We start from the raw sequence: 25,907 nt of genomic DNA on the forward strand, positions 1-25,907 counted from the left end.
ACTTTCAGGTGTAATATTTACTTTTGATAAACTTCTCCAAAGCCTCTGTCCTTGATTTCGCGCCCCATTTGTCATAAATCTTACGCAAATAATTATCAACCGTACGCTTGCTCATGAAAATTCGTTCAGCAATTTGTTCGTGTGTAGCCCCTTTAACCAGCATGTTCATCATGAGCACTTCTTCCTCTTGCAGTTCACATTCTTCGCCTGCATCGGCTTCATTTAATTGCATCTGGTTAAAAACGGACAGCGGAATCATCGTATACCCATCCAAAATACAATACACCATATTCTTGATCGTCCGCTCCGTTGACTCTTTCGACAGTACACCGCTTACTTTCATTTCAATCAACTTATTGTAAATACCTGCCAACTCAATGCCGGTGAAGATGACAATATGGATGTGCGGGTATAGTTGTTTGAGCTGTGCAGCAACCTCTGTGCCCGTCTGATCGGGAAGCTGATAGTCTAGAAATATGAGCCCAGGCTGATGCAACTTCACATATTCCAAACATTCCTTCGCATTACTAACAACTCCGACCACCTCGATACGATCTATCTCATCAAGCAACGTTTTCGTCGCTCTTGCAAATAAGGGATGGTCATCGACCACCAATGTTTTGACGATTTCACTCATGCTGACATCACTTCCTCAGTTGGTATTGTGATTAAAATATGAGTCCCTTCCCCTTCAGCGGTCTCCAGTTCAAAGCTCCCGCCTACATGCAGAACACGGCTTCTCATATAAGCAAGCCCCATACCGGATGCGGCGATTTCAACGGCGACCTCTTCCTTCACATGAAACCCTACGCCATCATCCCGATAACTTAAATAAAAGAAATGATCTTCTTCCCACAGATGAAAGCTGACATTAGCCGCCTGCGAATGTTTTTTAGCGTTGTTAAGTAATTCTTGCACAATCCGGAAGATATGCCGTTTGGCCGATAAATCCTTCCCTTCGATTTCAGAAATTTGCTCGGCTCGGAATGAAATCTCGAACGGCGTCGTATACGATTCTTTCTCGACGAACGTCTTCAAGGTTTGCTTCAACCCTACCTCTTTCAACAGATGAGGATTCAATTCGAAGCAGCTCTGACGCAAGCTGGCATTGATCATTTCCACAAAGTTGTTCATGCTGTTCAGCTGTTCGCGATCCTCTTGACGCATCGATGGTTTCTCAGCTAATGAGGTTAATCTTCGCTTAAGGAAGAACAAATCCTGCATCGTCGTATCATGAAGATCCGTGGCAATCCGAACACGTTCCTCCTCCTGCAGTTCGAACATCACCTTCCGTAACCAGAGATGTTCTTCCTGCGGTAGATGGGAAACCATTTGCTGAAGTCTGCCCGTTAACTTACGAATCAGATACACATTTTCCATACTTACTTCCAAGTAGGAGGTGATTAGCTGCAGCCAATGCAACTCTTCCTTCGCGATTCGTGTGTTCGTCTTCTTCCGAGTTACGATGAGATAGCTTGTATATTCCTCATGGCAGTTCATTTCCAAGAATGTATAGTAAGGATGATTGAGCATCGCAGATGAATTCACCAAACGTTGAATTTCTGCCGTATCAACTTCACCTTCACAGAAAATTTCAATATCATTTTTATGCCGAAAAACAATTGCGCCACCTGTCACTTGCAGCGTGCCCACAATATCCACTAGGATGATATCCTTCAGATCACGGAAGCTGGAGATGGTTCCTAAATTTTTTGAAATCTTTTTTAGCGCTGATTTCAGTACGTACTTTCTCGGGAACAAATAGGGCTCTAATCTCGTCGTCCAATATTCGGCTGCATACAACATAGCAGAAAGAAGGAAGATTGAGCCTAGGAATACGAATAAAATTTGCTTTCCGTTGGTTTCCCCATGAAAAATAATAGCAAAAGCGCCAGTAAACAAGCTGACGGGTACTACTGCCATCAGACAAGCAAATAAAACACGCCGCACGACAAGGCCAATATCATATAACTGATCGGAAGCTATTAAATAAGAGAACGTGATTGGAAATATTAATAATAGCCAACTTGTATAAATAGGATCGAATATCCAATCTCCGATAATGAGCTGTGGGAGGAACGAGAGACAGATAATAGGTAGAAACGAAATGAGCAAGGAGTAGAACACACTTTTGATAATACCAGCGAGCGGCGTCTGTGCTTTCCTAACCTTTACAAACAACGTTGCCAATAGAGAAATATTTAAGGAAATAACAATGATGAAGAATCCCATCGTGACCGATCCGTCATACCGATATACGAAAGCCATCGAAGGAAAAAAGTATAGACCTCTCAATACAAAAGCTAGGAAGGCAATCCCGTACAAATATTTAAAATGGCCCTTGGGCAGCTCCATGTCTCCCTTTTCTTTGAAGAACACCACAAGGAAATGTAGAAAGACAATGGGCAGCACCATCATCGAACTAGCAATCATCAACTTGCCTATTAAATCTCCCCGCATGGATGCACCTAAGCTCATAAAGATTAAGGCAGCGCTAAGAAACGAGAAAGCGAGCAATCGTGCGGAAGGCGAACGACTTTCCCTCACCAATAATAATACGCACATGAATAGACAGACGAATTCCTCCGCGAGCGAAATGATATCGAACAGGGCCGGTCGGCTTGTCCTCAAATCGATAGATTCTACGACGCCATCTCTCCAAATCACAACTGTGTTCGCCTTCTCAACCACATTCCACCGCTTGACGGTTGACCATTCACCTGGTGGTTTACCATCAATCGCAATGACTTTATCGCCGATATGAATCTTATCATTCGTGCTATTTGCCTCAAGTTTGCTGACGATCCACTCGTCTGTACGAGCCGTGTCCAAGTAGATACCATTATAGGGAAAATGGAAGGTTACAAATGAACACCAGATTTGCAAAGCAATGAAGAGCACCATATACATACCCACAGAAATTTTCACTACTATTTTCAATTAACTCTCCCCTAAATTCCAATATTTTGCTATAATCACTCTTGTAAACTATTATTTAAAAAGAGGGAGCTAAAACAATGGCGATTATTCAATTGAACCCAGAATTGCAACGTTCCGTACAAGCAGTGAAACGCGCAGAACTGCGCAAGCAAGCAGATTCCTTTATGGTGGCTCAACCTCTATCTGCTGAAGAAACAGCTGCACTTATCAAAACATTTACAACTCCTTCAGACACAAGAAAACAAAATGCCAATGAGCCTTCTAACTATTGGTGGTAATCTAGTAGTCTTATTTTACCAAATAAAAAAAAGGATTGCATATTAGCACATGCTAATTATACAATCCTTTTTTTAATTCGTATGCATGTCATTCGCACTACTCTTACCAGATCCTACAATTCTCGCTAAGCCGTCCCGAAGGTGACCCCTAACTCGCGCAGGCGTTTGCGGTAAGCGATGCTCAAACGATCGCACTTCAAATGCAGCTCAGCTTGCAAATCTAGCGGCAGCAGCTCCGGCTTCTGGTTCTCTACCATGATCCGATCCTGCTCAATGAGCCTGTCTTGGAATTGGATGAACACCTCATCGAGCTCATCATACGCATAGTTTCTTTGCTTCAGCATATAAGCCACGCTAGTCTGCTCCGTAACCGGCTGCACCATCAGAAACAGCCGAAAGATATGATCGGATACGTCGTCTCTCTTCGTAAAAGCTACACATAAAGGACCGAACACCTCATATACATAACGGCTATTTACCCCGCGCCCTGTCCCATCCGCATCCGGCTGATACACGATGATTTCTTCTGAACGCAGAACGCCGTCCTCTTCCAACACGTGATAATCATTGATTTCTGCGAAATCACTATCGCCCAACAGTCCCTCATGCACGAACATAAGGTGGGACACATCGAGGAAATTTTCAATAATGCGAGGACCTGCGGCTTGCAAGGTGTAAGGCCCCATGAATACTTCCTTGAAGCCCTCTGGCACAAAGGCACTCACTTTAGGCAGAGGCCCCGCAGGTGTCCCTAGGCACACCCAGATTAGTCCATGTGCTTCTACGCAGGTATAAACGAAGGCCTTGGCCTTCGAAGGAATAGCCTGTTCCTTCGGTAAGGAAGGAATCTTAGTACACGTACCACAGCCATTGTAAGACCAACCATGGTACGCACAAACCAACTCATCGCCGCTTACTTTCCCCAGTGAGAGCGGCACACCGCGATGAATGCATAGATCCTTAAATGCGTGGACACCTTGCGAGGTACGGAATACTGCTACTTTCTCCCCTAGTACAACAACAGCCTCCGGCTTATCCGTGAGTGCTGACGATAACAACACCGGGTGCCACTCGTGAATTAATGCGATATCTTGTATTGTCATCGCCAGTCACATCCTTCGTCCTTTATTTAGGTATAACACCTTTAATGCCCTTAACAAACCAAGTCGTGCCAAGAATTTCTTCGTCCGTCATCTTCTTCCCGGATTCGAAGCGCGTTTTACCATCTTGATCTACGATAGGGCCTTGGAATACATCGAACGTACCGTTCAGAATTTCCGCTTTTTTCTTCTCTACTAGCGCTTTAACATCCGCTGGCACATTTTTGCCAAGTGGCGCAATATCTGTGATGCCCTCTTTCATACTGCCAAAGTAGCTATCTGCCTTCCACGTACCATCCATGACACTTTTCACTGTTTTCACGTAGTACGGGCCCCAGTTCCATTTCGGGTTCGATATGTACGTATCCGGTGCGAATCTGCCCATATCGGAATCGTTCCCGATGCCCCATACTTTGCGTTCAGCAGCAGCTTGAATACTTGCGGGTGAATCTTGGTAAGCCGCCAAAACGTCTACACCTTTATCCAACAAGGAGATAGCCGCTTGCTTCTCTGTTGCAGGATCAAACCAGGTGTTACTCCATACCACAGAGACATCGATATCGGGATTCACACTTTGCGCACCTAGCGTGAACGCATTGATGGTATAAATAACCTCTGGAATCGGGAAAGCTCCGACATAGCCCATATGGTTGTTTTTCGTCATTTTCCCTGCTGCCATACCGACGAGGTAAGCACTTTGATATTCACGTCCCATGTACGTGCCTAGGTTTGGTGCTGTTTTGTAGCCAGTGGCGTGCAGGAATTTCACATTCGGATGCTTCGCCGCTACCGCAACCATGGGGTCCATGTACCCGAAGGAGGTTCCGAAAATAATGTCATTTTTCTGAGCCAACTCTTCAAATACACGCTCAGCGTCAGGGCCTTCTGGAATATTTTCAACCGTCGTCGCTTTAATTCCTAATTCTTTCTCCATCATCAGACGACCTTGATCATGCTCGAACGTCCATCCGCCATCCCCCGGCACACCGATATAGACAAAAGCAACTCTTGGCAGCTTCTTCTCTGTTGTTGCTGCCGTAGAAGCAGCTGTGGTGGAAGCTGGTGCTGTTGTAGAACTTGTTGTCGTACTTGTGGAGCAGGCACTTAAAATCACTAACATAATAGCAGTAATAGACAGCATGGTTTTTCTCATATCGCTTCTACCCCTCTCTTTTTATGGACAATCCGCATTTCTCTACCGCTCTGAAAATCCCCTCATACCCTGTGCACCGGCATATGTTACCGCACAGTGCTTTCTCAGCCTCAGCCCTCGTTGGAGCAGGGTTCGATTCCCACAACGCGGTTAAGGTTACAACCATGCCGGCGGTACAGTAACCGCACTGCAATCCCCCCTCCTCTAACATGGCTTGTTGAATCGGATGCAGCTCTTCGCCTGCCGATATCCCCTCAATGGTCATAATCTCCTTGCCCGATGCTTGATAAGCCATCAGTAAACAGGAATTCACAGGTTGACCGTCGAGCAGAACCATGCAAGCGCCGCAGCGCCCAATCTCACAAGAAACCTTGGTGCCGGTCATCAACAGGTCATCCCGTAGAATGGCAGACATCTTTTTGGATGCAGGCACTGGGATCGAAACTGCCTTCCCGTTAATGGAGCAATCTAGCACAAACGATGTATTAATCACTGGCCTCCACCCCTTCTAACCAATCGATGGACTGCACGATGTCTTCTGGTGATATGGGCAACTTATTTACCCAAATGCCTGTCGCTTGCCGCACTGCCGCCGTAATGGCAGGAGCCAAGCCGACAGATCCGATTTCTCCAACGCCACGGGGGCCAAATGTATCTCCCTCTGGCAACTCTTCAATGGCCTCGACTTGAATGCAATGCGGGCTGTCGCTGAAAGTAGGAACAAGATAAGTGTCGAGATTATGCCTGACATAGCGACCTTCTATCATCACAGCATCTTCGGTCAGTGTATAGCCCAGTGCCATCACACTGCCGCCCTCAATTTGTCCAAGAAAGCCCATCGGATTAATCACAGGACCTGCGGCGATAACGTGATCCGTCTGCAGCACCTTGACCCGGCCGGTCAGCATATTGACTTCCACCTCTACGATAGCGGCCGCGTAAGAGTACAGGTAGTGCGCACCGACCCGCCCTTCGGGCGTCGTCGGGTAGTCGAACTCCGTATGCGCGAGGATCGGATTCACCGCTGCAGCAGCGGCCTCCGCATACGTGACAACCGGCTCCCCCGATTCATCACCCTTGTGATGAATCCCGCCTGCGCCGGTTGCGAGCTCTGCGGCCGGAATGCCGCAGAGCAGCGAAGCCTGCTCCAGCAGCGCCAGCACGAAGGCTGGCTTCAGCCGCTGGAGCGCGCGCCACATCATCGTGGTGGCGCGGGAGGCCGTGCTCGAACCGCTGCTCGGCACGCGGTCGGTATCGCCGATGACGATGCTGATGTCATCGGCGGCGCAGCCGAAGCAGTCCTGCAGCATCAACGTGAGTGCTGCATAGAGCCCTTGGCCGAACTCCTCGAAGCCGAAGGAGGCCTGGATCTTGCCCTCCGGCGTGAGCTCAATGCGGCCGCCGGAATGATCGGGGATGCCGAGGCCGAGCCCGGCACCATGCATCACCAGCGCAGCGCCGACGCCTCGGCGCAGCCACGGCTCTTGCTCTGGCCCGCGCGCGCTGCTTGCGCGCTTCGCCCAGAGCGGCGACTCCTGCGCCTTCGCCCACACCTGAGCGGCGCCTTCGGTGGCCACGATCTGCTGACCCATCGGGCCCGGATCGGTTGGCTGGCGCAAGTTTAGCTTGCGCAGCTCCCACGCGTCCATGCCGAGCTTCTCGGCTAGGCGTTCGATTTGGCTCTCCACGGCGAAAATCACCTGATTGCCACCAAAGCCCCGAAACTCACCGGACACACCGTTATTCGTGTAGACGCTCTTTCCTTCTACGTCGACATGCGAGATCGTGTAAGGTCCAATCGCATGCTCGGTGGCAAAATTCAACACCTCACAGCCTAGTGTCGCGTACGCTCCTGTATCGGCAAGGATGCGAACTTGGTGCGCGATCAGCTTTCCGTGTGCATCTGTGCCTGTTTTCATCGTGATCCGCATCGGATGACGTTTAATGCCGGAGATCACGGATTCACGGCGGGAATTGTGCATTTTGATCGGCTTGCCTGTCTTTCGTGCCATTAATGCCCCGAAAGGTTGCACATTGAGCTCATCCTTCCCGCCAAACGAACCGCCAATCGGACTGGAAACGACTCTGATTTGCTCTTCTGGGATGCCAAGGATTCGCGCTAACTGGAAGCGATCCTTGTAACCATGCTGGGTCGGCGAGTAAACGGTCAGTCTCCCATCAGCTTCAGGAATAAAGAGACCACCTTCGGTTTCCATATACGTATGCATTTGCCGAGGTGTCAGATAGGTCTCTTCAACGACGTGTGCACATGTATCGAAAACGTCCTCAATGTTCGAGTCCCCATGCTGTAAGGAGGTTTGATGAAGCAGATTCCCTTCGGGATGCAGCATAATCGTCCCCGCTTCCAGCGCGGTTTCAGGATTATCTACAAGTGGAAGCGGCTCATACACGACTTCAATAAGGCTTAGCGCATATTCCGCTAGTTCCTCTGTATCTGCTGCAACAGATGCCAGCGCATCCCCAATATAACGAACGCGATCCTGACAAAACACTGGCTGATGAGGAAAAGCAATTCCGAATAGATTCAACCCTGGTACGTCGTCAGCCGTTAAGACCACGCGCACGCCGGGTAATTGTTTGGCTTTCGTTGTATCGATGGAAAGAATCCACGCATGCGGGTATTGACTTCGCAGTACTTTGCCGTGCAGCATGCCTGGCGCTGTTAAATCGGTGAGATACCGGAGCTCCCCTGTCACTTTCTCCTTGCCATCAGGTCTAATAATCCATTTCTTCGCATTCCGATTAAGGAGCATAAGCTCCGCCCCCTTTGCGCATTGCTTTGAAACACTCCGAAATGATTAGATTCGCTGCCGTTTGTTTGCGGTAAGCTACCCCGGCATAATCATCCGCCACCGCGTTGAAGTCAGCTATTACCCCTTTGTGGAGCATCTGCAAAGTTGCCTTATTTAACGGTTTCCCGATCATGCCCGCTTCCAGATCTGTAAACCTCGCAGGAACCGCGTTGCCTCCGCCAGCCGCTAAAGCGATGCTGCGAACCGTCCCATCCGCTTGAAGAGATAGCCTACCCGCGACGGTAACAACCGATGGCGTAAACGCCTCTCTGCGTCCAACCTTGAGGTAGAACTCATGGGTGCTCTCCTGCTCTGCTGCTGCAGCTAGCTGTCCATCCGTCGACTTGGTATCTTCAGGGTTCTTGGCGGCATTCTCCGTGCCGTCACTGCTTTCCAATCCCCCTGTCGGCACAATAATCCCCGTCATGATCTCATCAGGAGCCACTTGCGGAGCAGCCAGCCAATCCTTCAACGCAATCATCCGCTCGTTCTGTCCATCTGTACACGTTATCTGTGCATCCATCACAAGCAGTGCGGGGATTAGATCTCCTGTACGTGTCATCACATTGCCTCCGATCGAGGCTAAGTTCCGAATCGACGGGGCAGCAATCTCCGAACAAGCTTGCACGAGTAGTCCGCATTTCTGCTGAACAAGCTCATTTTGCATCAAATCTGCAATGCTTAGGGCAGCACCTATATGAACTTGACCTTGGGAATTAACCGTTAATCCCGAGAGAACAAGAATTCGTCCAAGACTAATGAAATGCTGTGGCATCGGGGCGAGCCCATTTTCCCAGCGCGTGCGAAGCCAAGTGCCTCCAGCAACAAGAACAGCATCTTTGCCCCATTTATGCTTCAATTGAATCGCTTCCTCCACACTTGTTGGCTGCCATACGGAAGGCTGCTGCTCAGGCAGCTGATGCATCGGAACTGACATATTCAACCCTCCTCAGAGATTCAGAATGACCACGTGCCCGTTATGTGTTCTGAGTTTGCCGCGAGAAGCCGGCTTGCTGCGTGGTTAGCATGTTCGTTGCGTTGCGCGCCATGTAACGGAACCAGCTTCCGCTATTTTGGCGATATCCGCCACTTCTAAAAAGTTGCGGAACGTCGTTCCGATAAATTAGATCTACTATAAACAATATTCGAAATTAACGTCAACTAACATAACATCATTTTGTTTTTTTATATAAAAAAATAGCGCATCATTCGTATCAATGCACTCATTCGCTAATTTTATGTCACTAAATCTAACGTTCTTTACGGTTTGTAGATCGTTTTTGCCTCTTCATATTGCTGGGCGGTATCAATATCCATAAATGTCAGATCCGCCGCCTCGATGATCTGCCCGCGAAATGCAGGCAAATGAAACAGTACTCGCGCGCCAGCATCACCTTCCAACGAAGCGATAGCTGACCACATTCTGCTCCCTAGAATGACTGGCGGCTTCGGGATCCCTTTATCGCCACTAGCAACATAATCGTACTCCACTCCCGCCTCGTAAGCATCAATCAACCCATCTAACATAGCTTCCTCGATGAATGGCTGATCAGCCAGCATAACCATCGCACCATCAGCCTCCAGCCCATCTGCCGCTTGAATGCCCGTGCGAAGCGAGTGTGCCATACCCAGACTAGCCTCTGGACACACCACGATTCGGCATCTCCCACTCTCGAGCTCATGACGAGCTTCTTCCGGCAACCACGTCAGCGTATCGCCTTCACGTACAACGACAACCACCTGCTCGAACGCAGCGCAGCCTAGCGCTTTCAACAGCGCGATACTTCCAAGGCTAATACCTTCCGCCAACTCGAGGGACTGCTTCGCAGTCCCCATACGCCGACTACTTCCAGCTGCCAAGTAGACGCCAACGATTTTTTTCTCCCCTGATCTCACCATCTTCTCCGGTTTCACCTTCTCCTCTGGTTTCACTGGTTTCACTGTTTCTTCCCCTAGTTCCATCAGTATCTCGCTTTCACCCGTTTCCGGTTTCCCTGATTTCACTGATTTCCCTTGTTCCACCAGTTTCCTCAGCTCCACCATCTCCCCTGGTTCCTCTGGTTCCCCTGCTTCCTCTGGTTCCTCTGGTTCCACCAGTTCCACCCGCTTCACCCTCCCCCCCCATGTTGTCAGGTTTAGAAGGAGTCAGAGATCTGAAATAAGACCACGGCAAGTGCGTATTCATCAATGGGATACTGCACATTCAACTATAAGCATCCGACAATACCCTATTATCCAAAGTATTAAGATAAATTCCCCTTTACCTGAGAATAAGCACTCGCAATGGTCTTAAACTGCAAATTGCTTAGCATTATTGAGAAATAAGCACACCACGATGTCCAATTTCCATCGCTTGAAGCCGACAAATATTCAATTTCGTTCAAAGCCAATTCCGTTAACCTGACAGCTTCACCCTCTCCCCCGGTTCCACCATCTCCACCACTTCACCATGAGCAGAAGCTCCCTACGTCCCGCCCATGAGCTAAGGATGATGACCACACACCCGCTCCATGTTTGCCACGCTTGATCGCAATCAGCTCAGATACAATGCTAATCGCATTCTCGAACGCGCCTTCCGAGCCGATGTTTAAGCCGATTGGTGCGTGCAACCAGTCAGGGCGCTCGAAACCTTCTAGCATTTTCGCCGTACGCTCCTTGGAGCCCATAATGCCTAGATAGTGTAAGTGATAAGCCATAATACCTCGGAAGAAGGCGGTGTCCTTCTCGAACTGATGACTCATAATCACGACGTAATCTCGCTCATTCAGCGCAAGCTTTTCGACTAACGACTCTGGAAAAGCAACCATCGTTTCTACCCCTGGAAACCGCTCTGCGTTGCAGAACGATTCACGCCAATCCGCGACCACCACACGAAAGCCGCTGCTTGCAGCCATTTGTACGAGCGGGACCGCATCCGGATTCGCACCGAACACAATGACTCTTGGCTTTGGCATAAACAGCGTACTCGTCACTAAGCGAAATGGCTCTCTCACACCTGAGGTTGCAGGAAGCCCCTCCTCCTCTACACCTGAGCCACGCAACGCGTAACTAATATCCGAATACCCATCGGTATAAGTGCGAATGAGTCCCACGGCCTCACCGTGATCCAATCTGTCTTTCACGACCAGCAGGTTAACCAGCAGCTCTCCAGCAAGTGGCTCAAGCAAAATACGGATCAACCCGCCGCACCCAATCGTCTCCCCCCAACCAAAATCATCGGCAGGCCTCATGTCGTATTCGACCATTTGCGGTTTCTGCGATTCCCACACGCCTGGTACGTAAGCAGCGAGATCACCTTCCAAACACCCCGGAGAAATGGTCCCTACCGTGCTTCCATCTGCCATTAACAGCATGACAGTTCCTTGCTTGCGATAAGCGTGACCTTCCACATGAATCACTGTCGCTAATACACGAGCTCCCGTATTATTTTCCACAGCTTGCAAAATGTCATAGGCCTCCATCGCTCATCGCTCCTTCTATTTATAAATGCTACCTGACACTTATCCCTTTCCTTTCACACCTTGTGATCTCCCAGTTCTATCCCTTGCTACCAGCCAATCGCCAACCCATCACCACGCGGATCCGCCGCCCCACTCATGAAGCCCTTCTCATCAATGACAATGCCCTGCGCCTGCCCCATAATGCCGTCCCACGACTTCACGGGCTCCACGCGATGCCCCCATTGCTTGAGATTTGTATATACCTCGGGTTCAAGCCGATGCTCCAGCTTCAGCGCATCCCCATCTTCTCCCCAAGTACGACCATATACCCAACGCGGTAGTGAAATGGCTTCCTGAATCGATAAACCATAATCCAATACCCCCGTAAGGATCGAAAGCTGCGTCTGTGGCTGCCCTTCTCCACCTTGCGTGCCGAACAGCATATAAGGCTTTCCGGCCTTACTTACCATGGCGGGCATCAATGTATGGAACGATCTTTTACGTGGCTCCAACACATTCGCACAGGCAGGATCAAGTGAGAAGAAGGAGCCGCGATTTTGCATAATAATGCCTGTATCCCCAGGTACGTAAGCTGCCCCGAAATCGAAATAGAGACTTTGGATAAAAGAAACCGAATTCCCCTCTTCATCTACAACGGCCGCATAGGCGGTATCCTGACCAATCGCTGGAGATAGATGCTCACTAACCTTCAATGGATTCGCCTGAATCTCACTCCAAAGCTCTTGCGCATACGATTTCGACAACAATCTTTGGAGCGGTATCTCTCTAAAGTGGGGATCCGTTAAAAAACGATCGCGGTCCTTGAACGCCTTCTTGATCACTTCCGACATCAGATGGTAAAAGTTCGCCGATGCTCTAGGCACAGCTGCCATATCGATATGTTCTAACATATTCATCATCATGAGCGCTGTGAACCCTTGCGAGTTCGGCGGCATTTGATAAATGCCGTATCCACGATACGTCGTTGATAGGGGCTCAACCCATTCACCAGCGAAGCTGCGGAAATCTTCTTCCGTAAGCAGCCCACCATCCAGCTTCACGTTATCCACAATAGTCTGCATGAGCGAGCCCGAGTAGAACACATCTCTACCTTCTTGCTGGATGGAACGCAGCGTTCTTGCCATGTCAGGCTGAATCAGCCGATCGCCTTCCTTCAGAAGCTCGCCATCTCGCATATACAAAGCACTAAGCTGCACAGAAGCCCGAATGAACGGCTCATCTTTACGCATCCAGAATAGTAAGTTACGGGAGATCGGGAACCCTTTTTCCGCATAGCCAATGGCTGCATCCAATAAGTTCGCCCAAGGAAGCTTGCCGTGTTTTTCCCACACCTGCCACCAAGCATCCACCATACCCGGCACTGTTATTGCGCTTAAAATGCCTCGCTGTGGAATCTGATCCATCCCTTGCTCTCTATAAAAATCAGGTGTCGCCCTCGCAGCGGACTTCCCGCTCCCATTAAATCCGGTATAAGTGCCAGTTGCCGCCTCATGCATGAGGAAAAAAGCATCTCCCCCGAGCCCCGTCATATGCGGGTAAACGACACCTAGGGTCGCGCTAATGGCAATTGCTGCATCAAAGGCATTGCCGCCTTGCTGTAAAATCGCACTCCCCACGGAACTAGCCAAATAATGTGGCGTAGCAATCATGGCTCGCTCTGCTCGTGGCATGATGTTTAGCATGATTATTCCTCCCGTTTATGAGCATATACCGCTAATGCAGCTTGCAGCGCCTTCCCGACAGATACATCCACACCATACCAATGAAGTGTTGCTTCGAGCGCCCCAAGGACATGGAGCACATTTTTCTGGTTACAGCTAAAACCCATCGTACCGATGCGCCAAATCTGTCCCTTCAATGGACCGAAGGAAGAGGCAATTTCAATGCCGAAGCTGTTCAGCAGCATGGATCGAACGGCTTCCCCATCAACCCCGCTGGGAATACGTATACAAGTTACTACTGGCAGTTTACACAGTGGATCGCCGTACAACGTCAATCCCATCGCCTGCAAACCAGCAACCAAAGCTGCTTCATGACGCTTATGGCGGGAGAATCGCTCTTCCAGTCCCTCCTGCAGCACAATGCGTAAACCTTCACGTAGTGCATATAACATCGTCGTAGCCTCTGTATGGTGATTTAACCGCTTTGGACTCCAGTAATCCTGCAGCATGCCGAGATCGAAATAGTTACTCGCCACAGCTTTAACCGAGGAAATAGGAGCACCCTTCTCCCGCAATCCCCGTTCAATCGTTTTACGGCGCATGACCTTCGCTTCGATACGATCATTGTACGTAATCGGTGACATGCCTGATGGAACGGATAAACATTTTTGCGTGCCGCCTATCACCGCATCCAGCAGCCATTCGTCGGTTTTCACGGGAACACCACCAATGGTCGCTACAGCATCCACGACGAGAAGGGCGCCCATTTCTCGGCAAGCTGCCCCTATCCCATCGAACTTTTGGATACAGCCTGTCGACGTCTCACCGTGAACCATGGCCACGATGGTGGGCTTCTCCCGCTTGATGGCTGTAATGATGTCAATGGGATCGAACACAGCTCCCCATTCCTGCTCAATAATTGCCACTTCAGCCCCACAGCGCTCGGCAATTTCTACCAGTAAATTTCCAAATCGTCCGTAGATCGGAACGAGTACTTTATCTCCTGGCTCGATGATGCTTACCAGCACAGCCTCTATACCTGAACGGGAAGTCCCATCGATCGGGAACGCCCATTGATTATTCGTTTGGAATACGTCCCGAAGCATCTCCATCGTTTCATTCATAAGCTCGGTAAATTCAGGATCGAACTGCCCCAGAATGGGGTACGACATCGCGCGCAGCACCCTAGGGTCAACCTCGACCGGACCTGGGGTCATAATCGTTCGAAGGGATGGTGATAAATCTTTATAAGTTCTCATCTGCTTTTCCCCCGTAGCCGTATTGATATAACACATGAACGAGTGTCTGAAAGCCGACAATAAGATCTTCCGGCTTCGTGAACTCTTTGGGATTATGACTAATGCCTGCCCGACTTGGCACGAATATCATGGCCGACGGACAGATCGGTCCGAATAGTTGAGCATCATGTCCCGCCCCGCTTGGCATGTGGATATGCTCGTAGCCATAGAAATCGCAGGCAGCCTCAATTTCTGCCGATATCCCGCTATCCATGGCCACTGGTAAGGCATTTAGATGTTCCACTGTATCTATATAAAGTTCTCTTCGCACGGCGATTTCCACAAACCGTGATATCAGCTCCGCACGAAAATCCTCAATTTTTCGCTTGTCAGTATGCCTAATATCCAACGTAAATTCGACCTCACCTGGCACCACATTCGATGTTCCACGCTTCACTTCTAAGCGCCCTACGGTGGCTACCAAAGGTTCACCCTCCGCAAGTGCCATCTTCTCTGTTAGCGCGACCATTTCGGCAGCGGCAGCCAGCGCATCTTTGCGCATTGTCATTGGGGTCGTTCCCGCATGATTGGGTATCCCCGTAACGACGACAGTCATTCGAATTTGGCCAACAATGGCTGTTACAACACCAATCTGCTTCTCTTTAAACTCAAGGACTGCTCCTTGCTCGATATGAATTTCAATATATCCGCCTATGTCATCACGTTTCGCTGGTTGGAGCTGGCTCTGATCTATGTCAAAGCCCGCGCGCTCCATCGCCTCGAGTAACGTCACACCCTCTGGATCAGCAAGGCCTGCGCCTTCAGCTAAGGAAAGTACTCCTGTCACATGACCGGATCCCCAATAAGCCAATGGAAACCGACTTCCCTCTTCCTCGCAAAAGGAGACCATCTCCAAGGTCCGTTTCGGTGCCCCGTATACGGCCTTCAAATAACCAAGCGCCATCATCGATGCGATGACTCCATAGGCTCCATCGTATTTCCCACCGTTTTTGACAGTATCGATATGTGAACCTGTCAGCATCGGCTTTAACGATGGATCCGATCCTTGCAATTTACCGTACACATTGCCGATTTCATCAAAATCTGCCTTAAGCCCCATGCTTTGCATATTGTCTATCAGTGCTAATTGCGCCTTAAGCCAAGGCTCTGCATACAAGAGTCGGGTCACGCCGCCTTCCGGATCGGCGCCGAAGGTCGCCAACCACTCCAAGGCTAGCAACATTCGCTCCCCGTATTGAGTTAGCATTTCTTCCTGTGGGTTCCCCTTCATTTTAGCCATCTAGCCCGCCTCCGATCGATGCACTGTGACGCAACCAAGCTCCTTCTAACGCTGCTCCAACACCTACGCCTCTTTCGTACACGTTAACGCCACGCAGAAAGGTTGATTTCACACTGCAGCTGAACGTTTTACCCACATAAGGACTTTGCTTATGGCGATAGAGCAAGTCGCTCTCCTTCAGCGTATAGCTCCCCGCCAAATCTACCAAAGCTAGATCCGCGTCAGCACCTATCGCGATTTCTCCCTTGCGAGGATATAAACCAAAGCGCTTTGCTGGCTCTAGCGCTAACATCCGAGCAAGCTCCGGTAGAGGAATTCCTCTGAGGAGATGGCCTTCGTGCAACATGAGCTCAAGCGAGCTTTGCGCCCCTGAAATGCCGCCCCACGCTTCGAAAAAGTCCCCTTGCTTCATGTGCTTCGGTGAAGGGGAGTGATCCGAGGCGATAATGTCGAACCGGCCTGCCGTAAGCTCTGCCCACAAACGCGCTTGATTCTCCGCTGTGCGGATCGGTGGCGCACATTTTGCAACAGGTCCGAGGCGTTCGACCTCCACGTCCGTTAGCGTCAAATAGTGCGGGCACGTTTCCACCGTAACGTCCATGCCCTCTGCCTTCGCCTCCGTAATGACCTGCACCGCTTCTGCGGAAGAGATATGTACGAAATGCAGCTTACAGCCTGTCTGCTTCGCATAGCCCAGTGCACGGTTCACAGCTTCCAATTCAGCGGCAATCGGCCTTGTCGCGATGAAATCCAATGCGCTGCGCTTGCCTGCTTGTGCAGCCTCCGCAGCGAGCTTGGAGACGATTTCCTCACTCTCAGCATGAAGAGCGAGCACCAGTCCTAAGCGCGCAATTTCCTTCATGCCGTTAAATAATGTCTCATCATCCACTTCCGTGAAAATATCTTCTCCTTCTCCGCCTGGGCAGGACATGAAGGCTTTGAAACCAATTACACCAGCTTGTGCTAGCCCTTCAAGCTCGCTGATATTGCCAGGAACGAGACCGCCCCACAGGGCATAATCAACATGGGATTGCCCCTCGGCTGCTTCCAACTTCAGTTCTAAGGCACTAAGACGAATGGTAGGCGGAACACCATTGAGCGGCATATCGATGTAGGTCGTGCATCCGCCAGCAGCTAGCGAGGCTGAGCCTGTGACGAAACCCTCCCAATGACCAAGAGCAGGTTCGTTGAAATGAACATGCGCATCAATCATACCCGGCAGGATCGTTAAGCCTTCTGCGTCATAAACAGTTGTTTGCTCCGAGACAACGAGGTTTTCGCCTAATGCTGCAATTTTGCCGTTCCGTATCCCGATATCTAGCTGTCGACACTCATCTTGCAGGACCACAGTCCCTTTGCGAATGATAAGATCCAATCGATTCATCCTACGAAACCCTCCCTCGAAGCTCTCTGTCTACGCAAATAACACTGACTTCTTGCATTAACTCCCGCGATACGTGTTATACCCCCACGGTGCAATTAATAAAGGAACATGATAGTGGGAAGCGTTATTGGCAACACCGAAACGAATCGGCACTTGATCTAGAAATGCTGGCTCTGGAAGCTCCATGCCCTTCCCTCTGAAGTAGTCACCTACATGAAAGAGAAGTTCATACGTCCCAATTGTAAAATCATCCCCACTTAGCATCGGCCCTGGCAGTCTGCCATCTGTATTCGTAACATCCGAACGTAGCAGTTCTGCCACGCCTCCTTCAAGCCGAAACAAGTCAATCTTCACACCGACAGCCGGTCGGCCGCTGCTTACATCCAGAATGTGTGATGTGATTCCTACGTTCATACGCCCTCCAGATCACGCTTTGTCATCGAAAAACCTTGGAAACCATACGGTGGTCTTGGCTCAGTAAACACTTTGCCTTCCCCAACAGAAACTTCCTCTAGAATCGTTTCCCACGTCCGATTGTTGGACTCGAAGCGAATTTCTTTCAACTGCGGGAAGCGCAGTAACGAACGTTGCCCGATGCGATAGATGAGGTTTTGGATCGATGGCGAATGCTGCTCATGGAATACGGTATGCGCAATATCACGAATTTGCTCAGCGGCTACATAGCGTCCTAGATCGGCATCAAAGGCATCTTCGGCGGATTCATAGGTCCATGCGATATCTAAGAAAATAAATAGAGGGCGATCCGACGATTCCGGCAATGTCGTGTACTCATCGCGAACGAAACCGGCGAATGAGCTTCCTTTGACTTTGATCAGTTTTAGATCAGCTATGCCAGCAGAGTGATCTGCGAGGGCGATATTGTCAGTAACTCGAATGAGCTCTACGAATGCGGTTGGGTGTTCATTTTGTGAATAGCGATACACTAAATCTCCTGTTTCGAGGCCATTCGCACCTGGTACCGGCAACGTTTCGAATGCCACCTGATCTGCACTCATTTTAATCCCCGTCATCCATGGATACTTCTCTAGGAAGAGCCGGCTCGCGAAAGCCAGAAACCCTTCTGCTGTAGATCCTTCATACTCACCTGCTTTACGCAGGATGAAATTCTTCATCGAATCTGTAGCTACAACGTTGGTGTTATCTCCCTCGCTGAACGACGTAAACAGCTTTTCACCGCTCACCGCCACCTTAATGTTCATACCGAACAACACATTATCTCGCCCTGTGAAACCCGATTCCGGAATCAGCGTGATATTCGTGAGTGGCTTGGCATAAGAACGATAGACCCAAACATCACCTTTCCCGTAGTACATGATTCTCTCTGCGCCTTTTGCTTGTTCCATCGCTTTCTCCTCCGTTTCATTCATCACGATATCTGCCAGGCGGAATCGCCCAATCTTACAAACCTCTTGTAGTGCGGTAAGCAGCTCCACTTCAGGAGTTCCTTGTATACGATGACCTAAGGCCTCGCGTATTGTGTCCTTGGTCTGACCCTTCACCGCCATGATAAAAGGGAACTCGAATCGCTCCGTGTACTGTTTATTTAAAGAAAGAAACTGTTCGTATTCTTCTGGGGTTAACTGGTTGAGACCGGCACCTGACTGCTCCTGAACCGAGTGATCGGTCATCCGGACGCGTGTACCTAGATCAGGATGAGCCCGAAGCAGCGCCAGTTGCTCTTCACGACTCGCTCGCTCTACCTCTTGTTCAAGGGCACGGATCATATCCATGATTCCAGCAAACGGCCGAGCTCCTTCAGCCCGTCCTGCCACCCAAGGCGAGTGTTCAAACAGCGGACCAAACGCTGAAATGAACGCTGCTTGACTCATGTCATTGACTTGCTTCCGTGTGATCTTCATAACCCCGACACCTCGATTTCTGCCCTAAATGTCATGCATTCTTTTCCAAGATTTGTTTCATTGTAATTGCGCCATCCCTATGGGTCAATTTATATGAAAGAAGTTTGTAATCTTTCATAACATCGTTAACTTTTTTTGTATTTTTGCTAAAATCGGCGGGCGGCGGGGCTTCCATCCCTTGTCCATACACGCACATTAAGCGAACTGATTGTCTACTCCACAATCAACCTCCTCTACAACTAGTGTTCTCTCCTCACCTTCTACTTAACAACCTTCTACTCCCTGCCTTCCACCCCAACTTTCCACTCCTCACCTTCTACTTGCCAACCTTCTCCCGATGTTGTATTTCATACAACATTGAAGCTCTTAAACAAGCTAAATCACTTCACAAGTTGCATAACGTACAACATTATTCTTCATCTCGGTTCATTTTAGGTAAATCCGCCGAAAATGTTGTACAGAATACAACCTCAAGCCCTTTTCAGGGCAAAAGCACCCCATAATGTTGTACCAAATACAACATCGAAGCCACGGAGCCCCCCCTTCCCCTCCGAAGGGCTGGCTCCCACAACCTCCAACCCACGCAAAAAGCCACCAGGACAACAAACATCCCGGTGGCTCCCCTATTTCAATCCCAGTACCCGTTATGCGCAGCGACTGCTGCTTCCACAACCTCAGGAACAGGACCGATCACCTGGATCGGCTTGTTCCCTCTGGCAAAAACCTCACGACAAGGCAGCATCAACGTCGGATTCTGCTCATGATCCCCCGTGAGCCCTGCCAGCATCGCTTCTGACATAGCGAAGACAACGCGCCCCACGTTGCCCCAATAAATCGCACCCGCGCACATGGCGCACGGCTCCGTTGAGGTGTACAACGTACACGCCCACAGCTCCTCCTTGCTGTATCGCTTGGAAGCTGCCTCCATAAGCATCGTTTCCGCATGCCCCGTGCAGTTCGATTCGGTAATCTCAACATTGCCATGCTCTAGCAGAATTTCGCCAGTCGGCCCCACAAGCAACGAACCGAACGGCGTATTTCCTGCCTCCCTCGCTAGCAAGGCAAGCCCTACACATCTTTTTAAATAAGGAATATGAACCTCAAATTCACTCATCTTTTCCCCTCCAAGTTATGCTCCTGTTTTCCTAGTCGTCTCCCATAAACTAAAATCTCTGCTCACGTATATACGGCACACCAAGGGCCTCAGGAGCACCAGATGGCTTATTTTTATTCCGCCAACCGAGGAACATCAGTACCAGAATGGTGACGACGTACGGAATCATTTTCAGAAAATAAGAAGGAATATGGCTGCCGATCAGCTGCACACGGAACCCCAGACTATCTAGCACACCGAAGAAGTACGCGCAAACGAGGGCACGAATTGGATTCCACCTCGCAAAAATAATGAGCGCCACCGCGATCCAACCACGCCCGGAGGTCATCCCCTCGTTCCAAGTCGGTGTATACACAAGCAGCAAATCCGCGCCGCCAATCCCAATCAGCATCGAGCCAACAACAATGCAGCCGTAACGAATCGCGATCACAGGAATCCCCATCACATCCGCCGTCGCCGGATTATCCCCCACTGCACGAAGATGAAGCCCCCATGATGTGCGGTGGATGAACAAGTGCATAGCTAGCACGAGTACGAAACTTAACCATGTAAACAAATCCATATGGGCAAAAATTTTACCAATCACTGGAACAGGCTCCAACCACGGCATATCGAGCTTCGGCACCGCACCTACAAGTGGCTGACCACTCACAGGCTTACCTAAATATGCACTTAGCCCCGCGCCGAATATCGTCATCGCCAAACCGCAAACAACTTGATTCGCATGCAGTGTTACGCATAAGAAACCATGAAGTACTCCGAGTACCCCACTTACCGCGAGCACACATAGAATAGCCAGTACTAAACTTCCTGTATGTATGAAAACGAGGCACGAAGTCACCGCACCCATTAACATCAAACCCTCAGCGCCTAGCTGCATGATGCCGGATCTTTCGATCAAGATGCCGCCCAATACGGCCAAAAGCAACGGTGTACCCGAAGAGATCGCCGAAACAATAATTTGTGTGATCGCATCCATCCCTTACACCCCCTTATTTAACCGTTCATTAACACCATTAACTAAAATTACTTTTCCCCGACTCCCCAACATTTCTCGCGCCGATCCATCTCATCCCCAGTTCCCTCAGCTGTTCCGACGAATACGGAATTTCCCTGCCATCCCCCCAGCAATGAGGAAGAACAGAATCGCTCCTTGAATCATGGAGGAAATGGAAGACGGAAGCCCGATCGTTTGCACACTATACCCGCCAACAATGAGCCCACCGAAGAGCACCGAAGCAACCACAAGCCCAATCGGATTCAGTTTCGCCAGCCAAGCCACAATAATAGCCGTGTACCCATATCCGGGAGAGATCCCATACATGAGACGGTGCGCTACGCCAGAGACTTCCCCCATGCCAGCAAGCCCCGCCAATCCGCCGCTAATCACCATTACCAGCAGCACATGTCTAGAAATACGAATGCCAGCATTTTTAGCCGCCTCACTATTGGCACCGATCAACCGCAGCTCATAGCCCCACCGCGTATACCGGACAACGAAGGCATAAATCAGCACAGCGACGATGGCAAAAATCAGCCCCACATGCAGCCGCGTTGTACCAAAGGTAGGCAAGGACTGCGCAACAGTGAACATCGGGGATCCTGGGAAGTTGAAGCCCTTTGGATCTTTCCACGGTCCAAAAACCACATAGTTCAGTGCCAGCAACGCCACATAGTTTAGCATCAATGAGGTAATGAGTTCGTTTACTTGAAAATAGTTCCGTGGTATCGCCGTCAGCAATCCCCAGAAGCCGCCGGACACGATGCCCGCGACCATCATAGCTGGAATTGAGAGGTACATCGGTAGATGCGGAAAATAAACCGTAATCGCCGTCGCAGCCATCGCCCCTGCCACAAACTGACCTTCCGCCCCGATGTTCCACACAGAGATGCGGTAGGCAATCGACACCCCCAGCCCGCAAAGGAGCAAGGGTATCGCCTTCACTAATGTTTCCGTCAATCCAAAGGTGGAGCCGAAGGCCCCCTTCACCATTTTGCTGTAGACCATGAAGGGGTTCATCCCATTCAACGCGATAAAAATCCCACAAGCCACCAACGCCAAAGCGATGGCAATGATCGTTACCCACCAAGGACTGTTCGCCCCTGCGGGATCGATTTCCAAACGATATGGCACACGAAAGCCGATTCCGCGCTTACTCACTTTATTTTCGATGGGAATGCTGCCTGCTGTTCGTTGTTCACTCATCCTGCATCCTCCTCCGATCCGGCCATCAGCATACCGATGTGTTCGCGGCTCGCCGCTTCCCTCGATATATTCCCAACAATGCGCCCATCGTACATCACCAGAATACGGTCAGCCAGCTGCAGTACCTCATCCAAATCCTCCGAAATGAGCAGCACAGAGCGCCCCTTACTTCGCAAATCCTCCAGCAGTTGATACACACCCTCCGACGCACCTACATCGAGTCCCTGTGTTGGATGTACTGCAATCATAAGCTTAGGACCTTGATCAATCTCCCTAGCAAAAAGCAGCTTCTGCTGATTCCCACCCGACATGAATTGAACGGGCGAATCAATCCCCGACGTTTTCACATCGAACATCTCAACCAACCGCTGAGACCAAGTCCGATTGCTCCCTGTCCGCAGCAAACCAAATCGTGACCGTTCCGAGGAGCGGTATGTTTTGAACAACAGATTATCCACCGAGTCCAAACTCCCCGCAAGGCCGCTGCGCATCCGGTTCTCCGGTACGTGCCCGATTCCAAGCTCAATCGCTCCCCGAACCGACCCGTTCCGCAGAGCTTTTCCATCAAAATGAACTTCCCCATGCTTCCACGTGCGCAGCCCTGTCAGCACTTCTGCCAGCTCTTTCTGCCCGTTCCCAGAGACGCCTGCAATACCGACAATCTCCCCTTCATTTACCTCAAAATGAAGCCCATCCAGCACCTTGCGTCCATGGTCCGCATAGACATCAAGCCCCTTGACCGTGAGCATCGGCTTCTCCTTCGCTCGCGTTCTTTGTTGAGCCCGGCTCGCTAGGCTCATCTCGCCCACCATCAACTGAGCAAGCTCACGCTCGCTCGTTTCCGATTTCGCCATCGTCGCAATCATCTTGCCCTTGCGCATGACCGAGATATGATCCGCCGCGAACATCACCTCTTTGAGCTTATGCGTCGTCATAATGACCGTTTTGCCTTCCTTCTTCATCCGGTTCAGCGTCTCAAAAAGCTGATCAACCTCTCCCGGCGTCAACACCGACGTTGGCTCATCTAGAATAATAAAATCCGCTCCCCGATAGAGCGTCTTTACAATTTCCACTCGCTGCTGCTCGCCAACAGATAGCTGCCAGATGGGCCGATCTACGGGAAACAGCAGCCCAAAATGCTTCGATATCGCCTCGATTTCCTCCGATTTCTTCGACAACCAGCTGGGGCCGCGCCAGAAAGAGCCAGCTTCCCCAAGCACAATATTCTCCGCAGCCGTCAGGGTCTGCACGAGGCGGAAGTTCTGAAACACCATGCCGATCCCCAGCTTCATCGCATCCTTCGGTGAGCGAATACGCACCTGCTCGCCATGTATGTAGATCTCCCCACTCGTCGGCCGGTATACGCCGGACAGCATGCACATCATCGTGCTTTTACCCGCACCATTTTCGCCTAGCAGCGCATGTATTTCCCCAGATCTCGCTCTGAAATCCACCTCATCATTCGCCAGCACGGAACCAAACTGCTTGACGATTTGGACCATCTCGACAGCATCCTTCTCTTGTGTACGCACAGGTTCCCGACCTCCTTATTCCGTCAGACAATATCTACTCACCTTGATATGACAAAACAGCATCTCCCCACAAGGGATTTGCTGTTTCAGGATTCCGAGATCATCGATCTGTTTACGTCTATCCCTTTCACATCACTATACGGTCCGCCCATCTCGAGCGTCAATAAAGATGACACCAAGTTTGGTGTCGTAACGAAAAGAGGCGCAAGCTTTGTGCTTAGCGCCAAAAATGTGTGAGATTAGATTACGTGGATAGAAAAATCCCACCATATACGAACCCCGCAAGAATCACAAAAGCAGGATGTATCTTACGTATTTGGATCAAATAAAAGGCCACCGCGGCGATCCCGAAAAACTGCAGGTACCCGATCACTTTCGTTGACTCCACCAAGCTGCTCCAAGTAACGAGCACCATCATGATCGCAATCACGGGCTGAACCAGCAGTGTCATGCCTTTAATCACAGGGGATTGCTTGTATTTCTGCAACATATTCAGCAAAATGATCAGTGCAATAATGGACGGAACGACCGCTGCCGCCACCGCAATCAGCACGCCGATCCAGCCGCCGATTTGATAGCCGACGTACGCCGCGATTTTCGTCGCAATCGGCCCCGGCAGCGCGTTCCCCAGCGCCAACATGTTGGAGAACTCACTGCTGTTCATCCAATTGTGATTCGTCACGATCTCTTGGAACATCAGCGGGATCGACGAAGGACCGCCGCCATAACCGAATACATTAGCAAGAAAGAAACTAACGAGCAAATGCCACCAATCTATCATACGCCATCACCTTTACCAAGTGTCTTCTTACTCTTCGTCCACTTGTCCTTTAGCTTGTGATGGAAGGCTCCATAAAGGAGGAACATGAATATCACGATAGCGGGGTGCACCGATAAAGGTTGTAGCAGCAGGAAGGCTATGATGAAAAAAGTAACCCCCGCCGGCCAGCCTAACCCTTTGATTGCTTTCTCGCCAAACTCATACGCCATCACGCCTAACATGACCGCGACAATCGGCACCACAGCCGCAATCATCCCCTTGATTACATGCGACGTACTGAAAAAAGTAATAAATGAATACAACCCCACCATCGCCACGCAAGTAGGCAGAATATGCGCCAAAACACCAAGTAGCGCACCCCATCCACCTTTCATCCGATAACCTAGATAACCTGCCAACTTCGTCGCAATCGGTCCCGGCAGTGTATTCGCAATCGCGAGCACCTCCATGAACTCCTCATCCTTCATCCATTTAAAACGCGTCACCGCTTCATACCGAATTAATGGCACAATCGACGGCCCGCCGCCATATCCCAAAATCCCCGTCCGAAACATCGCCGTACCTATCTGAACATAGGCGTTCTCCACTATGTATCACTCCCATTCCATCGTTGCTTCACCTAAGAAGTAAACTAAACCTTATTGTATTATAAAATAAAGTCTTTATTAGCCATTCTCTTTATATTTTTGTGAAAATACCAAAATTTCTTTGAAATCTTGGTACTTGGCTTGAAGTCCCCAACTACTCCCACACCTTTCACCCTCGACCATGCTTGCTCTCTCTGTAGAATAAATGGATTATATCCAGTTAATTTTGCTATTTTTGCTTCATCTATCGAAATAGATGGATACTGTACAGCTAATTTCGACTGGATTGGCTGATATGGCGAGTTTGGCTGAGATTAGCTGTAGATTTTCCATCTAATCCAATTATTTCGAGCAAATTGCTGAAGATAACTGTAGGTTATACAGTTAACACTTTCTTTAGGCGAATACTTCGGGGATGCTGGCATCCATGCAAGCAAAAAGAGCCTTACCTGGATTTCTCCAAGTAAGGCTCTTTCATT

23 protein-coding genes are annotated in these 25,907 nt (G+C 50.0%); 2 read left to right on the forward strand and 21 right to left on the reverse strand.

What is annotated here, in order from left to right; genetic code table 11:
• Positions 1-4: 4 nt before the first annotated feature.
• A complete protein-coding gene (locus ACSQ8O_RS35500; protein WP_171637586.1) occupies positions 5-637 on the reverse strand; it encodes a response regulator transcription factor in 633 nt (210 codons plus the stop codon).
• On the reverse strand, positions 634-2,940 hold the full coding sequence (locus ACSQ8O_RS35505) for an ATP-binding protein (protein WP_436245556.1): 2,307 nt from the start codon (positions 2,938-2,940) through the stop codon (positions 634-636). The genes ACSQ8O_RS35500 and ACSQ8O_RS35505 overlap by 4 nt, the downstream gene beginning before the upstream one ends.
• Positions 2,941-3,017: 77 nt before the next feature.
• On the opposite strand from ACSQ8O_RS35505, the gene ACSQ8O_RS35510 reads away from it, so the two are divergent.
• A complete protein-coding gene (locus ACSQ8O_RS35510; protein ID WP_056612737.1) occupies positions 3,018-3,218 on the forward strand; it encodes a hypothetical protein in 201 nt (66 codons plus the stop codon).
• Positions 3,219-3,343: 125 nt separating this feature from the next.
• Here the strand turns inward: ACSQ8O_RS35510 and ACSQ8O_RS35515 are convergent, their stop codons facing one another.
• From ACSQ8O_RS35515 to ACSQ8O_RS35595, 17 genes are all read right to left on the reverse strand, one after another.
• Positions 3,344-4,321 (reverse strand): aromatic ring-hydroxylating dioxygenase subunit alpha, encoded by a 978-nt coding sequence (locus ACSQ8O_RS35515; protein WP_436245557.1) that lies wholly within the window; start codon positions 4,319-4,321, stop codon positions 3,344-3,346.
• A gap of 22 nt (positions 4,322-4,343) precedes the next feature.
• Positions 4,344-5,471, reverse strand: a complete 1,128-nt coding sequence (locus tag ACSQ8O_RS35520) for a BMP family ABC transporter substrate-binding protein (protein WP_436245558.1) — start codon at positions 5,469-5,471, stop codon at positions 4,344-4,346.
• A gap of 7 nt (positions 5,472-5,478) precedes the next feature.
• Positions 5,479-5,964: a (2Fe-2S)-binding protein gene (locus tag ACSQ8O_RS35525; protein WP_436245559.1), complete on the reverse strand. Its 486-nt coding sequence runs from the start codon at positions 5,962-5,964 to the stop codon at positions 5,479-5,481.
• Entirely contained in the window at positions 5,957-8,245 is a 2,289-nt protein-coding gene (gene pucD / locus ACSQ8O_RS35530) for a xanthine dehydrogenase subunit D (protein ID WP_436245560.1), read from the reverse strand. Before pucD ends, ACSQ8O_RS35525 begins: the two co-directional genes overlap by 8 nt.
• Entirely contained in the window at positions 8,235-9,221 is a 987-nt protein-coding gene (locus tag ACSQ8O_RS35535; RefSeq protein ID WP_436245561.1) for an FAD binding domain-containing protein, read from the reverse strand. The genes pucD and ACSQ8O_RS35535 overlap by 11 nt, the downstream gene beginning before the upstream one ends.
• Positions 9,222-9,544: 323 nt before the next feature.
• Entirely contained in the window at positions 9,545-10,387 is an 843-nt protein-coding gene (locus ACSQ8O_RS35540) for a nucleotidyltransferase family protein (protein WP_436245562.1), read from the reverse strand.
• Positions 10,388-10,728: 341 nt separating this feature from the next.
• On the reverse strand, positions 10,729-11,745 hold the full coding sequence (locus ACSQ8O_RS35545; RefSeq protein WP_436245563.1) for an XdhC family protein: 1,017 nt from the start codon (positions 11,743-11,745) through the stop codon (positions 10,729-10,731).
• 86 nt (positions 11,746-11,831) lie between these two features.
• Positions 11,832-13,427 (reverse strand): gamma-glutamyltransferase, encoded by a 1,596-nt coding sequence (ggt, locus tag ACSQ8O_RS35550; protein WP_436245564.1) that lies wholly within the window; start codon positions 13,425-13,427, stop codon positions 11,832-11,834.
• A gap of 2 nt (positions 13,428-13,429) precedes the next feature.
• Positions 13,430-14,665: a pyridoxal-phosphate-dependent aminotransferase family protein gene (locus ACSQ8O_RS35555; protein WP_436245565.1), complete on the reverse strand. Its 1,236-nt coding sequence runs from the start codon at positions 14,663-14,665 to the stop codon at positions 13,430-13,432.
• Positions 14,652-15,944 (reverse strand): Zn-dependent hydrolase, encoded by a 1,293-nt coding sequence (locus ACSQ8O_RS35560; protein WP_436245566.1) that lies wholly within the window; start codon positions 15,942-15,944, stop codon positions 14,652-14,654. Before ACSQ8O_RS35560 ends, ACSQ8O_RS35555 begins: the two co-directional genes overlap by 14 nt.
• Entirely contained in the window at positions 15,937-17,328 is a 1,392-nt protein-coding gene (locus ACSQ8O_RS35565) for an allantoinase (RefSeq protein ID WP_436245567.1), read from the reverse strand. Before ACSQ8O_RS35565 ends, ACSQ8O_RS35560 begins: the two co-directional genes overlap by 8 nt.
• A gap of 57 nt (positions 17,329-17,385) precedes the next feature.
• On the reverse strand, positions 17,386-17,742 hold the full coding sequence (gene uraH / locus ACSQ8O_RS35570) for a hydroxyisourate hydrolase (RefSeq protein WP_436245568.1): 357 nt from the start codon (positions 17,740-17,742) through the stop codon (positions 17,386-17,388).
• On the reverse strand, positions 17,739-19,208 hold the full coding sequence (gene pucL / locus ACSQ8O_RS35575) for a factor-independent urate hydroxylase (protein ID WP_436245569.1): 1,470 nt from the start codon (positions 19,206-19,208) through the stop codon (positions 17,739-17,741). Before pucL ends, uraH begins: the two co-directional genes overlap by 4 nt.
• Positions 19,209-19,836: 628 nt before the next feature.
• Positions 19,837-20,322: a nucleoside deaminase gene (locus ACSQ8O_RS35580; RefSeq protein ID WP_436245570.1), complete on the reverse strand. Its 486-nt coding sequence runs from the start codon at positions 20,320-20,322 to the stop codon at positions 19,837-19,839.
• A gap of 49 nt (positions 20,323-20,371) precedes the next feature.
• Positions 20,372-21,301: an ABC transporter permease gene (locus ACSQ8O_RS35585; RefSeq protein WP_436245571.1), complete on the reverse strand. Its 930-nt coding sequence runs from the start codon at positions 21,299-21,301 to the stop codon at positions 20,372-20,374.
• A 105-nt stretch (positions 21,302-21,406) separates the two neighbouring features.
• Entirely contained in the window at positions 21,407-22,528 is a 1,122-nt protein-coding gene (locus ACSQ8O_RS35590) for an ABC transporter permease (RefSeq protein WP_436245572.1), read from the reverse strand.
• Entirely contained in the window at positions 22,525-24,030 is a 1,506-nt protein-coding gene (locus ACSQ8O_RS35595) for an ABC transporter ATP-binding protein (RefSeq protein WP_436245583.1), read from the reverse strand. The genes ACSQ8O_RS35590 and ACSQ8O_RS35595 overlap by 4 nt, the downstream gene beginning before the upstream one ends.
• Before the next feature lie 78 nt (positions 24,031-24,108).
• On the opposite strand from ACSQ8O_RS35595, the gene ACSQ8O_RS35600 reads away from it, so the two are divergent.
• Positions 24,109-24,297 (forward strand): hypothetical protein, encoded by a 189-nt coding sequence (locus ACSQ8O_RS35600; RefSeq protein ID WP_436245573.1) that lies wholly within the window; start codon positions 24,109-24,111, stop codon positions 24,295-24,297.
• A 7-nt stretch (positions 24,298-24,304) separates the two neighbouring features.
• Here ACSQ8O_RS35600 and ACSQ8O_RS35605 read toward each other — a convergent pair whose 3' ends face one another.
• Both ACSQ8O_RS35605 and ACSQ8O_RS35610 read right to left on the reverse strand, forming a co-directional pair.
• Positions 24,305-24,841, reverse strand: a complete 537-nt coding sequence (locus ACSQ8O_RS35605; protein ID WP_436245574.1) for a chromate transporter — start codon at positions 24,839-24,841, stop codon at positions 24,305-24,307.
• Complete coding sequence (locus tag ACSQ8O_RS35610; protein WP_436245575.1) at positions 24,838-25,428, reverse strand: chromate transporter; 591 nt, start codon at positions 25,426-25,428, stop codon at positions 24,838-24,840. The genes ACSQ8O_RS35605 and ACSQ8O_RS35610 overlap by 4 nt, the downstream gene beginning before the upstream one ends.
• Positions 25,429-25,907 lie beyond the last annotated feature (479 nt).

The sequence above is a fragment of the Paenibacillus sp. LjRoot56 genome, assembly GCF_964253335.1.
Classification (GTDB): Bacteria; Bacillota; Bacilli; order Paenibacillales; family NBRC-103111; genus Paenibacillus_E; species Paenibacillus_E allorhizoplanae.

Bases quoted from the DNA above. Each gene is read 5' to 3' on its own strand.
- ACSQ8O_RS35500 (WP_171637586.1), bottom strand. From the start codon at position 637: ATGAGTGAAATCGTCAAAACATTGGTGGTCGATGACCATCCCTTATTT.
- ACSQ8O_RS35510 (WP_056612737.1), top strand. From the start codon at position 3,018: ATGGCGATTATTCAATTGAACCCAGAATTGCAACGTTCCGTACAAGCA.
- ACSQ8O_RS35515 (WP_436245557.1), bottom strand. From the start codon at position 4,321: ATGACAATACAAGATATCGCATTAATTCACGAGTGGCACCCGGTGTTG.
- ACSQ8O_RS35520 (WP_436245558.1), bottom strand. From the start codon at position 5,471: ATGAGAAAAACCATGCTGTCTATTACTGCTATTATGTTAGTGATTTTA.
- pucD (WP_436245560.1), bottom strand. From the start codon at position 8,245: ATGCTCCTTAATCGGAATGCGAAGAAATGGATTATTAGACCTGATGGC.
- ACSQ8O_RS35535 (WP_436245561.1), bottom strand. From the start codon at position 9,221: ATGTCAGTTCCGATGCATCAGCTGCCTGAGCAGCAGCCTTCCGTATGG.
- ACSQ8O_RS35545 (WP_436245563.1), bottom strand. From the start codon at position 11,745: ATGGAGGCCTATGACATTTTGCAAGCTGTGGAAAATAATACGGGAGCT.
- ggt (WP_436245564.1), bottom strand. From the start codon at position 13,427: ATGCTAAACATCATGCCACGAGCAGAGCGAGCCATGATTGCTACGCCA.
- ACSQ8O_RS35555 (WP_436245565.1), bottom strand. From the start codon at position 14,665: ATGAGAACTTATAAAGATTTATCACCATCCCTTCGAACGATTATGACC.
- ACSQ8O_RS35560 (WP_436245566.1), bottom strand. From the start codon at position 15,944: ATGGCTAAAATGAAGGGGAACCCACAGGAAGAAATGCTAACTCAATAC.
- ACSQ8O_RS35565 (WP_436245567.1), bottom strand. From the start codon at position 17,328: ATGAATCGATTGGATCTTATCATTCGCAAAGGGACTGTGGTCCTGCAA.
- uraH (WP_436245568.1), bottom strand. From the start codon at position 17,742: ATGAACGTAGGAATCACATCACACATTCTGGATGTAAGCAGCGGCCGA.
- pucL (WP_436245569.1), bottom strand. From the start codon at position 19,208: ATGAAGATCACACGGAAGCAAGTCAATGACATGAGTCAAGCAGCGTTC.
- ACSQ8O_RS35580 (WP_436245570.1), bottom strand. From the start codon at position 20,322: ATGAGTGAATTTGAGGTTCATATTCCTTATTTAAAAAGATGTGTAGGG.
- ACSQ8O_RS35585 (WP_436245571.1), bottom strand. From the start codon at position 21,301: ATGGATGCGATCACACAAATTATTGTTTCGGCGATCTCTTCGGGTACA.
- ACSQ8O_RS35590 (WP_436245572.1), bottom strand. From the start codon at position 22,528: ATGAGTGAACAACGAACAGCAGGCAGCATTCCCATCGAAAATAAAGTG.
- ACSQ8O_RS35595 (WP_436245583.1), bottom strand. From the start codon at position 24,030: ATGGTCCAAATCGTCAAGCAGTTTGGTTCCGTGCTGGCGAATGATGAG.
- ACSQ8O_RS35600 (WP_436245573.1), top strand. From the start codon at position 24,109: ATGACAAAACAGCATCTCCCCACAAGGGATTTGCTGTTTCAGGATTCC.
- ACSQ8O_RS35605 (WP_436245574.1), bottom strand. From the start codon at position 24,841: ATGATAGATTGGTGGCATTTGCTCGTTAGTTTCTTTCTTGCTAATGTA.